Here is a 13,729-nt window from a genome sequence, read left to right as displayed (position 1 = left end):
CTACATCGTTCCGTCCGGTCTGGCCTCTGTCACCGTCCCGCTGTCGGCTGTCCTACGCCCCGGCGACGAGGTGATCAGCACGGACGCCATCTACGGACCCAGCCGCAAATTCATGGACAGCTATCTGGGCCAGCGCGGGATTACGGTCCGCTATCATCCGGCTGCGGCCTCGACACAGGACATTGTCGCGCTGTTTTCAGACAAGACGCGGGCCTTGCTGATCGAGGCCCCCGGCTCGCTGACGTTTGAAATGGCCGATATCGCCGCGCTGGCGGCGGCCTGCCGCGAGCGCGGTATCGTATCCATCGTGGACAATACGTGGGGCGCGGGTTTGGCCTGTCGGCCGCTGGAGTTGGGGGCCGACATCAGTGTGCAAGCCCTGACCAAATATGTGGGCGGTCACTCGGACGTGCTGATGGGATCGATCTGTGTGAAAGACGACGCCCTCGCTGCGGCGGTGTTCGAGACGCTGGACCTCAACGGCTGGCACGTTTCGCCCGACGACGCATGGCTGGCCTTGAGGGGTATCCGGACCATGCCTGTCCGATACAGGACCCAAGCCGCCTCGGCTCTCAAGGTGGCACAGTGGCTCAAAGGTCAGGACCAGATTTCCCGCGTCCTCTATCCCCCGCTCGAAAGCGACCCCGGTCACCACCTCTGGAAGCAACAGTTCGACGGGGCCGCTTCCCTGATCGGCCTCGTGATGAAGGGCGGCAGCACCCGTGACGCGCACCAGCTGATGCGTTCGCTTGAGCTGTTCGGCATCGGCTATTCGTGGGGCGGCTATGAAAGCTTGGTCACCAACGACACCGCCCAACTCAAATGGCGCGTGCACCAGCCCGAGTTGGAAGGCGAACTGATCCGCCTGCACATCGGGCTGGAGGACACCGAGGACCTGATTGCCGATCTTGCCCGTGGACTAAGTGACTGGGGCGGCTGACAGCGGGTTGTGAACGGGATTTGAGGGGCGCCACCTCGTCGCTTCCGCATCCCGCAGCGGCCCAGACGCCCTGCCGCGAGCGCCATTCCCAGTTTCTACGAATTCTTCGCCGGCGGCGGCATGGTCCGACAAGGACTGGGCGATCATTGGGATTGCCTCTTTGCCAATGATTTCGACGGCAAGAAGGGCCTCGCTTATCAGGCCAATTGGGGCACCGGGGGCGAGCTGGCCGTTTGCGACATCGCCAATATCGAGGCATCAGACCTGCCGGACGTTGCCGACCTGTGTTGGGGCAGCTTCCCGTGTCAGGATCTGTCCCTCGCCGGACGTGGCAAGGGCCTGCACGGAGAGCGTTCCGGCACCTTCCACACCTTCTGGCAGATCGTTCAGGACCTTCAATCCCATGGCCGCGGTCCCAGAATCGTTGCGGTCGAGAATGTCTGCGGTGCCATCTCCTCACGCGGCGGCGAGGACTTTGACCGCATCTGCCGCACCTTTGCCGAGGCGGGCTATCGTTATGGTGCGCTGGTCATCAATGCCGACCATTTCGTGCCCCAGTCACGCCCTCGCCTGTTCGTTATCGGCGTCAGAAACGACATCGCGATTTCCGACGACCTGATCTCGCCCGAGGCGCTGGCCCCGTTCCATAACGCGCCGTTGCGCCGCGCAGCCGACCGTCTGTCGCCCGAGGTGCGAGACAAGATGGTGTGGTGGAACCTGCCCTCTGCCGCCCGCAGGCCGCTGGACTTTGCCGACATTATCGAAACGCGCCCAAAGGGTGTGGAATGGCATACGCCCGAAGAAACGCGCGGCCTGCTGGACAAGATGTCCCCTGTCCACATCGCCAAGGTGAAGGCGGCCAAGCGTGCGGGCCGTCGCGTGGTCGGCACCATCTATAAACGGACCCGCCGCCTGCCCGACGGCACCAAGGTGCAACGCGCCGAAGTGCGCTTTGACGATGTGGCGGGCTGTCTGCGTACCCCCTCGGGCGGGTCCAGCCGCCAGATCATTATGGTGGTGGATGGCCGACGTGTGCGATCGCGCCTGATTTCTCCGCGTGAGACGGCCCGTCTGATGGGGTTGCCGGACAGCTATCGCCTGCCGTCAAACTATAATGACGCCTACCACCTTACGGGTGACGGGGTCGTGGCTCCCGTTGTCCGACACATCGCTGAACATCTCTTCGAGCCTCTGCTGATTGAAAGCGTTGCCATCGCCGAAGAAAAAAGGCCCGACGCAAGGCGCGCCGGGCAATAGGTATTCGGTGATGGTGGGTGTCCCCTAGAATTCAGAGAACATCCCTACATCGTTCTGGTTTGGTTAACGGAAGGTTAACGGTAAAGATTTCCTTACCGTTCCGTTACTTATCGACCGGAAACCATGTGGATTGCACAGCCTTTCCACCCAAATTGCGGGTAATTTGCCAACCATCGGCACTGAGCGCAGCATTTGATTCTGCGCTTCTGATTCCGGGATAGTCGTAGACCTGACCGTTCACTGTGATGCGCATGGGCGCTCTGCCACCGTTCATCATGATGGCCCAGCGCCCTGTCTGGTCCGGCACCGCGCTGACACGCGCCCCGTCGACGGTGATGACCGGCGGCTGTTTCTTGTCCGAACGTCCCGAGATCACGACGACCGCGCCATCACTATCCACCGCCTCGACACCCCCCTTTGGCATTAGGCTATAGCTGGCCTCGCCATTCATCACGACGGCAGCCAACGGACGGGGCCCTGATTGCAGATAGATCAAACCACGCCCGTCGACGAAGTCCTGCCCGATCTGGGAGCGCCCCCTCAGATAGATCCCGGTCGGCGGAACCTGCACCTCGATCTCGAACCTGCCCTCTTCATCGGCGGTGGCAGCATGGTTACGGCTCTCGCCGTCAGACAGCACGACACGCCCACCGGGTTCCGCTCGCCCGGTCAAGGTCGCGATATCCCCGTTCCATTGCGCGGAAACCAGCGTCGGCGATTTCTGCCACAGCGCCGCCGAAGAAGCTTCGGTGCTGGGTGCCGCGATCTCGCCCTTGCATCCGCCGACAAGCGAGACGGAAACCAACAGCGCACTGACGGCGATTTTTCTAGCTAAGCCGGATATCATCTTCCCCAGTCCTCGCGTTTGTCATGTAGATACACTGCTGTCCAATCGCGGGCACACCCCTTTCTTTCCCCGTTCTGAGTTCAATGACCGAGCTGAAATCCACCGTTGCCCCTTATGACGGCAAGTCCGTCTGCCTGTTCTGCGGTTCGTCGGATGGCAAACATCCCGACTACCTTGCCGCGGGCCAAGAGTTTGGCCGCAAGGTCGCCGAAGCGGGCTGGCGTCTGGTTTACGGCGGCGGCGGCGTGGGCTTGATGGGCGGCGCTGCACGTCAGGCCTATGCCAATGGCGGTCGCGTTGTGGGCATCATGCCGGGCTTTCTTCGCAGCCGCGAACGCCTGTTCGACGAGGTTGAGACCGTCGTCGTCGAATCCATGCACCAGCGCAAGCAGATGATGTACGACGAATCCGATGTCTTTGTTGTCGCACCCGGCGGCATCGGCACTTTGGAAGAAGTCGTAGAGTTGCTGTCGTGGAAGCGTCTCGACCTGCACGCTAAACCGGTCATCTTCCTGAATATTAATGGCTTCTGGGACTCGTTCTATAAGCTTATCGAAGACACTGTTAATGCGGGCATGACGCCGGAAAGCTTCCTGTCTGCCTATGTGAACGCAGACAGCGTGGACGAAGCCATTAGACTTATGTTGCAAAGCGAAGACACGCCGCATATTCGCCACGATGGCCGCTAATTAGCTACAACTGATCATTGATCAGAGATCAGCGTTCAGTTAAGTTGACAGTAGCTAAAAAAAACGCTCTTTAGCTGCAACGGTGCCGCTTCGCGGTTCCAGCTTCAGGAGATTCTTGTTGATGCGTGCCACCCTCATCGCAGCAGTTGCTCTGCTCGCTACCCCTGCTTTTGCCAACGCTCCGGTCACCCGCGCGACTCTCGCTGATGCGTCGACGGCTCCGACCACTCGCGTCATCGTTGACGGTGCCGCATGGCACTGCCAAGGCGCTGAATGCACCGCTTCGGGCGGCTCGGCCCAGCCGGCTACCCGCGCTTGCAAGCGCGTCGTCGCCCGCATCGGCAAAGTCTCGGCCTTCACCTACAAGGGCCAGGAACTGACCGCAGAACAGATCGCGGCCTGCAACGCCTAAGCGACATCTGATCGATAAAGAAAAGGCCGCTCCGGTTTGGAGCGGCCTTTTTTATTGGCTTGTCCTGAAGATCAGGCGGTCTCGCCTTTCAGGCGAGCGACGATCTTGTCACGGCTGATCATCGGAACGATCGCACCCATGTCAGGGCCGTGCTGCTGACCAGTCAGCGCCAGACGCAGCGGCATGAACAGGCCCTTGCCCTTGGCACCGGTCTCGGCCTTCACGGCTCCGGTCCAGACCGACCACACATCGGCGGTGATTTCTTCCGGCAGCAGCTTCAGGGCGGCTTCGGCAAAGGCGGCGTCCTCGATCACAGGGGTGATCGGGCCATTCAGGATGGCAGCCAGACCAACAACATCCTTAAAGAAGTGCAGGTTCGGACGCACGGCGTTCCAGAAGGCTTCGCCCAGATCGACGCCCAGCTCGGCCAGACGCGGCTTGGCGGTGGCGTAATCCATGGCCTGCAGCGCCTGTGCGTTCAGACGGCCCAGATCGGCCTCGTCATAGCGCGCGGGTGAACGGCCCATCTTGGAGAAGCTGAAGCTCTCGCCCAGTTCCTTCAGCGAGCCAGCGATCTCAAGGTTGTCCGAGGTGCCGATCTTGCCGAGGTGGCTGGTGATGGCCAGCGGCTCATAGCCGTCGTTACGCATGTCGATGATCGACAGCGAGCCCAGACGCTTGGACAGGGCCGAACCGTCGGCACCGACCAACAGCGGCATGTGCGCGAAACCCGGAACCTTGGCACCCAGCGCCTCGAAGATTTCGATTTGCGCGCCGGTGTTGGTCACGTGGTCTTCGCCACGGATGATGTGGGAAATCTCCATGTCGATGTCATCGACAACCGACGGGAGGGTATAGAGGAACAGGCCGTCCTCGCGGATCAGCACAGGGTCCGACATCGAGGCGGTGTCCACCTCGGCGTGGCCGCGCGCCAGATCTTCCCAGGATACGCGCTTGCCTTCCAGCTTGAAGCGCCAGTGCGGACGACGGCCTTCAGCCTCGTAAGCGGCCTTTTCCTCATCCGTCAGGTTGAGGGCGGCGCGGTCGTAGATCGGCGGCAGGCCGCGCGACAGCTGCACCTTGCGGCGACGATCCAGCTCTTCGGCGGTTTCATAGCAGGGATACAGACGACCTGCGGCCTTCAGCTTCTCGGCTGCGGCCTCATAGGCGTCGAAGCGTTTGGACTGGTTGTAGCGCTCGTCCCACTCCAGACCGAGCCACTTCAGGTCGATCTCGATGTTGTCTTCCGACTCCTTGGTCGAGCGGACCAGATCGGTGTCATCGATACGCAGAACGAAGGTGCCACCCTGCCCCTTGGCGAACAGCCAGTTCACCAGAGCGGTGCGAACATTGCCAACGTGGAGTTTACCCGTGGGCGACGGAGCGAAACGGACCTTAACGGACATGGTGGCCTTTGACCTCGAATTGAGGCGGTTAGGTCGCGCTCCAGCCCTTCGAAGTCAAGGCGCGAGGACGATTATTGCACCCGTCCAATGGTCTGAAACGAAGAACGGCCACCGAACCTGCTGTTCGATGGCCGTTTTGTTCGATCTTAATCGTCGCGATGGACGCGTTCGCGGCGTTCGTGACGTTCCTGTGCCTCAACCGACAAGGTCGCGGTCGGGCGGGCTTCGAGGCGCCCCAGACCGATCGGTTCGCCGGTCTCCTCACAATAGCCGTAGGAGCCGTCTTCGATGCGGCGCAGCGCCTCGTCGATCTTGGAGATCAGCTTGCGCTGACGATCACGGGTGCGCAGCTCCAAAGCGCGGTCGGCTTCGGATGACGCACGATCCACGAGGTCAGGGTGATTTTCGGTTTCGGCCTTCAGATTGGTTACCGTGCCGCGCGCTTCCTCAAGGATGTCTTCTTTCCATTTGAGGAGCTTGGCTTTGAAGTATGCCAATTGGCGTTCATTCATGAACGGCTCGTCCTCGGAAGGACGATAGGTGGCCGGTTCTTCACGAACCAAAGTAGCAGTTGCGTTCATCGGTTAACGCTCGTTGCAATCGCGCCCCCCTGTGGCGCAGTTCCGGCGTATATTGAAGGTTGCCCGCAGGCGCAATCCCGTTCGCGTTCCAGCGATACGGCAAAGGCGCCCCAGCCAGTGGATAAATGGCTAATTGCGACCATAAGTTACAAAAATCGTTAGAAAATGCCGCAGCGTAAGCTTTAGCGACGCTTGGCGGCAGCCTCTGCCTTTGCCAGTTCAACCGCAGCGCGAAGGTCGATCTGATCCAGAACTGACGACAGGCCCGGATCATCTACTGAGTCGCGTGCCATAGCCGCAGCTTGCGATAGGCCGTTTAAGGATACACTGGCGTTATCCCCGCCCAACAAGGCCAGCTTCAGCTCATCCAGTTTGTCGAGCAGGGTCGAGCCACGGCGCATGGCGCGGCGCTTGCGCTCGGTGGCGTCTTCCACCCCCTGCAAGGCCATAAGCGAGGAGATGCCGGTTAACCCTGCAGTGGCGGTCGTCGCACTAGCAGACGAAGAAGGCGCGCTACCGCCAGCGGCCGGAAGGCGGAAGCCGTCGCCGCTACGCGAAGCCGGTCTGGACGGGGGTGATGCGGACGGACCGCCTACGCCATTGACCTTCATCTGTCTCAACTCCTGCCAGTGACCGGCAAGCTGCACCATGGGGCTGAAATCTTGGTTAACAGCCCGGCACAATTTGCCGCCAAAAACACGCACTCAAAACAAGGCGCATTGATTTTACTGATGAAAATCTCCGGCACGAAGTTCGCATGGTTAATCGCGAACGCCATACAGGGACGCCTGTCGTATGCAGAAGTTTCTTACCACATTTAAGGCTCCGCTTGCAGCCCTTGCCGTGATGACCGCGCTGATCGCGCCATCTGTCGGCCATGCCCAGTCGCGCATCAAGGATGTGGCGACGGTCGAGGGCGTGCGAAACAACCAGCTGATGGGATACGGCCTCGTGGTCGGCCTCAACGGCACCGGCGACTCCCTGCGCAACTCACCCTTCACCCGCCAATCCGTCGAATCCATGATGGAACGGCAGGGCGTGAACATCCGTGGCTCAACGGCGAATACCAAGAACGTAGCCGCAGTGATCATCACCGCCGAACTGCCACCGTTCGCCGTACCGGGTTCGCGTCTGGATGTGACCGTTTCGGCCATGGGTGATGCCAAGAGCCTGCTGGGCGGCACGCTGATGGTGACGGCGCTGCAGGGCGCCGACGGCCAGATTTACGCAGTGGCCCAAGGCGCGGTGCAGACAGGTGCAGTATCGGCCTCGGGTGGCTCGGGCTCCTCTATTTCGCGCGGTGTGCCGACTGCGGGCCGCATTGCATCGGGTGCCGTGGTCGAGCGCGAGACCGGCTTTAACCTGCAGAATATGGATGTCCTGCGTCTGGCGCTGCGCAATCCGGATTTCACCACGGCCCAACGCGTTGCCGCTGCCGTCAACGAAGCCTTCCCCGGCACCGCCCGCGCTGACAATGGCACGGTCATTTCCCTTCGCGCCCCGCAAGGCCAGTCGGTCGCTGGCTTCATCAGCAGCGTCGAGAACCTGCCGATCCACGTCGACAGCCCCGCCAAGGTGGTTATCGACGAGGTCAACGGCGTAATCGTCATGGGCGAAGCCGTCCGCGTCTCCACCGTAGCGATTGCCCAAGGCAATCTGACCGTCTCGGTGCAGGAAAGCCCGACCGTTAGCCAACCCAATGCCTTCAGCAACGGCCAAACAGTGGTGACGCCGCAGTCCAGCATCACCGTCGAAGAAGAGACCGGTCGCCGCATGCAGATCGTGGGCGGCAAGACCTCCCTCGCCTCTCTGGTGAACGGCCTGAATGCTCTGGGCGTCAGCCCGCGCGACATGATTTCCATCCTGCAAGCCATCAAGGCTGCGGGTGCCCTTCAAGCCGAGATCGAGGTGATCTGATGAGTCACACCACCGTCTTTCCGGCCATGCTGCAACCCACCACTGCCAACCTGCGCCCGCGCAGTGACGAGCAGCAGGAAAAGATGCGCCAGATCGCGCAGGACTTCGAAGCGACCTATCTGGCCCAGATGCTGAAGCCGATGTTCGAGAACCTCAGCACCGAGGCCCCGTTCGGCGGCGGCGCGGGCGAGGAAATGTGGCGCGGCTTTCTGGTCGAGGCCATGGCCAAGGAAACGGCCCGCGCTGGAGGCGTCGGCCTTGTAGACACCGTAATGGCCCACATGCTCAAGGCTCAGGAAGGTTTAGTATGATCCTCGATGCCGAAATGGCGGACCTGCACGTTCGCCGCCTCATCGATCTGACCCAACAGCTGAACGACCGTCTGGAGCAGGAAATCGAGCTTGTTCGCCGTCACAAGGCCGCCGACATGGCGACGGGCATGGCCCATACGGCTGAACTCGCCAATGAGTATCGCCGCGAGTCAGCCAAGCTGAAATCCAATCCGCAGGTCATCGCCAATGCCTCGCTGGAGATGAAGCAGTCGCTGATCAAGGCGACGGAGCGTTTCGACGACATCCTCGCACGGCATTCGGAAGCGGTCGAAGCGGCCCGCAAGATCTCCGAAGGCTTGGTGCGCACCATTGCCAACGAAGTCGCCGAGTCGCGCGCTATGGGCACTGGCTATGGCTCATCCGGCTATGCCGCCACCGGCGATGGACGCGCGGTCGCGCTTGATCGCAAGGCGTAAGTGCTCACGTCGCGGGCAAGCGTGACCATAAACACTTGCCCCATCAGCTTGAAACAGCCAGTTTAACGAACGAAAATCTTCTGAAGTTATTGATTCCACACGATGTCGCTAGCGCCTCGCTTACTCGGTCTGGCCTTTGCTGCCGCGGACGCCCTGATCGAGGTAGACGAGAAAGGCATCGTGCGCTTTGCCCTGGGTGCGGGTCCCTCTCCGCGTGATCCAGTCGCACAGTGGATCGGTCATCCCTTGTCCGAACGACTGGATGCGGAGTCTGCCCGCGCCGTGTCGCAAATGCTTTCGGACCTATCCCCGGGCGAGCGTGTGGCGGGTCAATCGATCGCGCTAAAGACCACCAACGGTCCTGACCGCGCGTCAAAGATCAGCATCTTCAGCCTGCCGGAAATTGCGCCCGCGATCTCCTGTGCGCTGACCTATAGCGAGCCATCTGTCCAGCTAGCGTCCTCACAGACTGAGCATTTCACCGGATTGCCCGATGGCGCAGCCCTGCTGGGATCGATGCGCACCATGCTGATGGGCGAAAACGCCGAAAGCCTTGAGAAGCTTGTTCTGGCTTTCGTGGACGTGGCGGGCATGGACGCCATCCCGCAGGCCAAGCTTCCCGAAGTTTATGCAGGGCTCAATGCTGCCCTTCAGGCCGTCGCTTACGATGCTAGCCTGGCAGGACAACTGACGGGTTCGCGCTATGCCCTACTGGGCGATGCGGATGTGGGCTCGAATCTTGAGGCCAAGGTCAAGGAAATGGCCGATGCTCAAGGCGTGACCTTGTCCGCCCGCGCAGGACAAGCTCCGATCGGGCAAGATCCGGCATCGGCCCTACGCGCCATCCGTTTCGCCATCGAGGCCTGCCTGCGCGATCAAACAATCGAGAAGCCCGAAGAGCATTTCGCAGAGACCCTGCACCGCACATTGCGTGATGCTGACTATTTCCGGAATCTGGTCAGCGAGCGAGGCTTTGCGCTCCACTACCAGCCGATTGTGGACCTCGAGACGCGCGCGGTTCACCATTACGAAGCCCTGTCCCGCTTTCCGCGCTCGGCAAGTCCTGCCGCGGCCATCCGCATGGCCGAAGAATTGGCTCTGATCGAGAATTTCGACCGAACCGTCGCCGAGATGGCGCTAAACCGCCTGCGCCAACTGGGCAGCAATAACCTTCAGATCGCCATCAATGTCTCGGGCGCGTCGCTGGCCAACGACAGTTACGTCACCGCCCTGCTCGCCATGACGGCTAGTGCGCCGGAACTGCGTCAACGCCTACTGGTCGAGGTGACCGAAACCGCCGCCTTGGCCGATATCGCGTCGGCCAGCCGTCGACTGACGGCGCTGCGGGACACAGGCGTTCGTGTGTGCATCGACGACTTTGGTGTCGGCTCGGCCAGCTTTGACTATCTGCGCGGCCTCAACGTCGACATCGTCAAAATCGACGGCAGCCTTGTCCGCGACGTGAAGAACAACCAGCGCAATCACACGCTGATCTCGCATCTGGTCGAACTGTGCAAATCGCTAAATCTCGAAACGGTCGCCGAAATGGTCGAGACCGAAAGCGAGGCCGACACCTTGCGTGGCCTCGGCATCCGCTATGCTCAAGGCTGGCTGTTCGGTCGCGCCGAAGCCGAGCCTCGTGCGCCTATGGAAAGTCTGGCCATTCGCGCCCGCCGCACAGGCACCACCGAGACCTGGAGCTAGTTGGGCGGGCTTAGCCTGATCTCCTGCTCGACACCGATCGCCTCAAGAAAGTGCGGATCGTGGCTCACCACGATCAATGCGCCGTCATAAGCGCTTAGAACCTGTTCGACGGCCTGAACGGCATCCAAATCAAGGTGGTTGGTTGGCTCGTCCAACAACAGGAACCGCGCCGCTGGCTTCCCGCCGACTGTACAGGCCAGCCCTGCCCGCACTCGCTCCCCGCCCGACAGATCGTCCACACGCTTCTGCGCGGCGGTATTCCGGAACAGGAAGCGGGCCAAGGCGGCTTGCGCCTCCTCTACCGTGCCCGTCGGGTTCAGGCGCAACCACGCATCGCGCAAGGTCTCCTCGCCACACAGGATGGACACATCCTGATCCAGCATCACGGGTTCGATCATGGCCTTAATACTGCCCGCTGCGGGCGGAGCCAGCCCACATATAGCGCGCAACAAGGTGGATTTGCCGCTGCCGTTGGGTCCGTTCAGAGCTACGCGGACCGGCCCGCATAAATGAGCTGATATAGGCTCAAACAGCGGCCCCGATCCCAAGTCCAGCTGCACCTGATCAAGCTTCAGCACATCGGCCCCCGCCGCCAGACCAGCCGACGGCACGGGAATGTCCAACACGGATACCCGCTCGAGCGACTGGTTTGCTGTCTCGGCTCGTACTCGGCCTTCCTCAAGGCGTTTGGCCATGACCGTCACTTCACGCCCTGCCGAGGCTTGCGCCGCCGATTTGCGCAGTCCCAATGCGATTTTCGGGATACTGCCGCGTTGGGCGAACTTGCGTCCGCTGCTGTCGCGTTTGGCGCGTCGTTCGCGGCTTTCCTGCACCTCACGCTTCAGATTGGATAGGGCGCGGTCAGCGCTCTCGGCGGCGGCCAGCGCGGCATCCAATTCCAGATCGCGTTGATGACGGTAGCTGTCATAGTTCCCGCCATAGGACCGCAGGCCGGACGGTGACACCTCGACGATGCGATCCACAATCGACAGAACGGATCGGTCGTGACTGGCGATGATCAAACACCCGTCCCAGTTCTCGATCAGGTCCATTACCGCCTGTCGGCCCCCGGCATCCAGATGGTTCGTCGGTTCATCCAGCAGCGCCACGTCCGGCGCGGCCAGCATCATACCGGCCAGATACGCACGCGTTCGCTGCCCGCCCGAGAGGTTAGCCATCTGAGAGGTAACGGAAACGCCTTGTAGCCCCATCGCGGAGAGTGCGCGCTCTATCCGATCATCCAGCTGCCAGTCAGCGGCCTCCAGATCGGCATCCGAAGCGTTGCCATCCAAGACGCGGTCGATGACGGCCATCGCCTCTGCGACACCCAGCGCATCAGCAACGGTCTCACCCCCAACAGGTATAGTGACCTGCGGCAGGGTCCAGACACGACCGGCTACAGCAATACTGCCCTCGGACGGCACATCCTGCTGGCCGATCGCGCGCAGCAAGCTGGACTTGCCGCAGCCATTACGCCCGACAAGCCCGATGCGTTCGGCACCGAAGGTTAGATTTGCAGGTTCGAAAAGCCGACAGCCGTCAGTCTTGAGGACGGCGAACGATCCGAGGGTCACGCGTGCGGACGCGGACTGGCTTTGCCTTGGGTTGAGCGGCATGGAGCACCATAAGCAGCGAGGCGGACAACACGGTTGCGGTTGCGATAGCCAGGGCGCTGATCATGATGTTCGAGCTCCTCTACAAAAAATGCTCGGATAGGAGGATGGGGGCTGGCGGCCGAGTGCGCAAGGGTAAAACGACCCATTTCCCTCCGCGCACTTTGGCGGAACGGCCTAAACGCCTATGTATGCAGGCATGAGCACCGCCCACCGCCAGACACTGAGTTTCACCGTCCAAACGCCCGAAGATCGCGCGGTCGCCGCAGCGCGCAGAGCCGAGGCGACGGCGAAACTGATGGATGAAACCGGCATCACCGAAGAGCTGATCGACCAGCTGGTAGAACGGTTTTATGCGCGTATTCAGAACGATACGCTTCTGGGCCCGATCTTCGCCTCGGTGATCAAGGACTGGGGCCCGCATCTGGCGCAGATGAAGCTGTTCTGGTCGTCAGTGGCCCTGTCTACCGGCGTTTATCAGGGGCGTCCGATGCCCAAGCACCTGAAACTGCCCATTGATGCCCGCCACTTTGATCACTGGCTGGCCTTATTCGAAGAAACCGCGCACGAAATCTGCACACCGCTGCAGGTCGAGCATTTCCTCATCCGTGCCCGCCGGATTGCCCAAAGCCTGGAACTGGGCGTCGCCAATGCCAATGGTGCCATGCTGGACAATGGCCAGCGCTATCTTCGCCCTACCGATGTCTGGCAGCCGGAATGAGGCTTTCGTCGAGCAAGACTCGACTAAAGTTCCACTTTTGTTCTAGATGAAGCCAAGGGGCGGCTTCCCCATATATGCCGCTTCAACGACGAACCTGTTCCCAATCTCCCGCGTTCACCGGCCCTGATGATCGAAAAGCATAACAACATCCGTGTGCGCGGCGCGCGCCAGCACAATCTCAAGAATGTCGACATCGATATTCCGCGTGACAAGCTGGTTGTGATGACCGGCCTGTCCGGTTCGGGCAAGTCGTCGCTGGCGTTCGACACCATCTATGCCGAGGGTCAGCGCCGCTATGTCGAGAGCCTCTCGGCCTATGCGCGCCAGTTCCTCGAACTGATGGGCAAGCCGGATGTGGACCTCATCGAGGGCCTGTCGCCCGCGATCTCGATCGAACAGAAGACCACGTCCAAGAACCCGCGCTCGACCGTGGGTACGGTCACGGAAATCCACGACTATATGCGTCTGCTGTGGGCGCGTGTGGGCGTGCCCTATTCGCCCGCGACCGGACTGCCCATCGAAAGCCAGACCATCAGCCAGATGGTCGACAAGCTGGCCGCCCTGCCCGACGGCGAGCGTATCCTGCTGCTGGCCCCCGTCGTGCGCGGCCGCAAGGGCGAGTACAAAAAGGAAATCGCGGAGTGGCAGCGTCAGGGCTTCCAGCGCCTGAAGATCGACGGCCAGTTTTATTCCATCGAAGACGCCCCCGCGCTCGACAAGAAGTTCAAGCACGACATCGACATCGTGGTGGACCGCATTGTCACCAAGGAAGGGCTGGAAGGTCGTTACGCCGACAGCTTGCAAACGGCGCTGGGTCTGGCGGACGGCATAGCAGTTGCCGAATGGGCAAAGCCCGCCGAGGGTGAAACAGAGCCGCGCACCCTCACCTTCTCC

At 61.3% G+C, this 13,729-nt stretch carries 14 protein-coding genes and 1 pseudogene; 10 read left to right on the top strand and 5 right to left on the bottom strand.

Going from position 1 to position 13,729, the window contains the following annotated elements; genetic code table 11:
• Positions 1 to 940: PLP-dependent aspartate aminotransferase family protein (locus Q0Y42_RS13160; protein ID WP_297804566.1), on the top strand; the 940-nt coding region annotated here is incomplete at its 5' end.
• Between the two features lie 48 nt (positions 941 to 988).
• Positions 989 to 2,197 (top strand): DNA cytosine methyltransferase, encoded by a 1,209-nt coding sequence (locus Q0Y42_RS13155; protein ID WP_366108465.1) that lies wholly within the window; start codon positions 989 to 991, stop codon positions 2,195 to 2,197.
• 103 nt (positions 2,198 to 2,300) lie between these two features.
• Here the strand turns inward: Q0Y42_RS13155 and Q0Y42_RS13150 are convergent, their stop codons facing one another.
• Complete coding sequence (locus Q0Y42_RS13150) at positions 2,301 to 3,044, bottom strand: hypothetical protein (RefSeq protein WP_297804562.1); 744 nt, start codon at positions 3,042 to 3,044, stop codon at positions 2,301 to 2,303.
• Between the two features lie 83 nt (positions 3,045 to 3,127).
• Between Q0Y42_RS13150 and Q0Y42_RS13145 the strand changes: the two genes are divergently transcribed.
• Positions 3,128 to 3,733, top strand: coding sequence for a TIGR00730 family Rossman fold protein (locus tag Q0Y42_RS13145; protein WP_297804560.1), 606 nt, complete (start codon positions 3,128 to 3,130; stop codon positions 3,731 to 3,733).
• 121 nt (positions 3,734 to 3,854) lie between these two features.
• On the top strand, positions 3,855 to 4,145 hold the full coding sequence (locus Q0Y42_RS13140; protein ID WP_297804556.1) for a hypothetical protein: 291 nt from the start codon (positions 3,855 to 3,857) through the stop codon (positions 4,143 to 4,145).
• Between the two features lie 71 nt (positions 4,146 to 4,216).
• Here Q0Y42_RS13140 and gltX read toward each other — a convergent pair whose 3' ends face one another.
• From gltX to Q0Y42_RS13125, 3 genes are all read right to left on the bottom strand, one after another.
• Positions 4,217 to 5,551: a glutamate--tRNA ligase gene (gltX, locus tag Q0Y42_RS13135; RefSeq protein WP_297804554.1), complete on the bottom strand. Its 1,335-nt coding sequence runs from the start codon at positions 5,549 to 5,551 to the stop codon at positions 4,217 to 4,219.
• A gap of 146 nt (positions 5,552 to 5,697) precedes the next feature.
• The gene (gene dksA, locus Q0Y42_RS13130; RefSeq protein ID WP_297804551.1) at positions 5,698 to 6,132 is read right to left on the bottom strand and encodes an RNA polymerase-binding protein DksA; all 435 of its coding nucleotides are present in this window, start codon (positions 6,130 to 6,132) and stop codon (positions 5,698 to 5,700) included.
• Between the two features lie 182 nt (positions 6,133 to 6,314).
• Positions 6,315 to 6,782: a flagellar assembly protein FliX gene (locus Q0Y42_RS13125; protein ID WP_297804548.1), complete on the bottom strand. Its 468-nt coding sequence runs from the start codon at positions 6,780 to 6,782 to the stop codon at positions 6,315 to 6,317.
• Positions 6,783 to 6,927: 145 nt separating this feature from the next.
• Between Q0Y42_RS13125 and Q0Y42_RS13120 the strand changes: the two genes are divergently transcribed.
• The 4 genes from Q0Y42_RS13120 (at position 6,928) to Q0Y42_RS13105 (ending at position 10,501) form a co-directional block, all read left to right on the top strand.
• Positions 6,928 to 8,049, top strand: coding sequence for a flagellar basal body P-ring protein FlgI (locus Q0Y42_RS13120; RefSeq protein ID WP_297804545.1), 1,122 nt, complete (start codon positions 6,928 to 6,930; stop codon positions 8,047 to 8,049).
• Complete coding sequence (locus Q0Y42_RS13115) at positions 8,049 to 8,360, top strand: rod-binding protein (RefSeq protein ID WP_297804542.1); 312 nt, start codon at positions 8,049 to 8,051, stop codon at positions 8,358 to 8,360. Before Q0Y42_RS13120 ends, Q0Y42_RS13115 begins: the two co-directional genes overlap by 1 nt.
• Complete coding sequence (locus Q0Y42_RS13110) at positions 8,357 to 8,797, top strand: flagellar basal-body protein FlbY (RefSeq protein ID WP_297804539.1); 441 nt, start codon at positions 8,357 to 8,359, stop codon at positions 8,795 to 8,797. Before Q0Y42_RS13115 ends, Q0Y42_RS13110 begins: the two co-directional genes overlap by 4 nt.
• Positions 8,798 to 8,899: 102 nt before the next feature.
• The gene (locus tag Q0Y42_RS13105) at positions 8,900 to 10,501 is read left to right on the top strand and encodes an EAL domain-containing protein (RefSeq protein WP_297804536.1); all 1,602 of its coding nucleotides are present in this window, start codon (positions 8,900 to 8,902) and stop codon (positions 10,499 to 10,501) included.
• Here the strand turns inward: Q0Y42_RS13105 and Q0Y42_RS13100 are convergent.
• Positions 10,498 to 12,075, bottom strand: coding sequence for an ABC-F family ATP-binding cassette domain-containing protein (locus tag Q0Y42_RS13100; protein ID WP_297804533.1), 1,578 nt, complete (start codon positions 12,073 to 12,075; stop codon positions 10,498 to 10,500). The two genes, Q0Y42_RS13105 and Q0Y42_RS13100, sit on opposite strands and share 4 nt — an antisense overlap.
• 238 nt (positions 12,076 to 12,313) lie before the next feature.
• On the opposite strand from Q0Y42_RS13100, the gene Q0Y42_RS13095 reads away from it, so the two are divergent.
• A complete protein-coding gene (locus Q0Y42_RS13095; RefSeq protein ID WP_297804529.1) occupies positions 12,314 to 12,835 on the top strand; it encodes a group III truncated hemoglobin in 522 nt (173 codons plus the stop codon).
• Positions 12,836 to 12,961: 126 nt separating this feature from the next.
• Positions 12,962 to 13,729, top strand: a pseudogene (locus Q0Y42_RS13090) (excinuclease ABC subunit A); the annotation flags it as partial.

This window comes from uncultured Brevundimonas sp., from assembly GCF_947305955.1.
In the GTDB taxonomy this organism is placed as follows: Bacteria; Pseudomonadota; Alphaproteobacteria; order Caulobacterales; family Caulobacteraceae; genus Brevundimonas.
The sequence above is the reverse complement of the archived record's forward strand: the minus strand, read 5'-3'. Positions and strand labels throughout refer to the sequence as shown.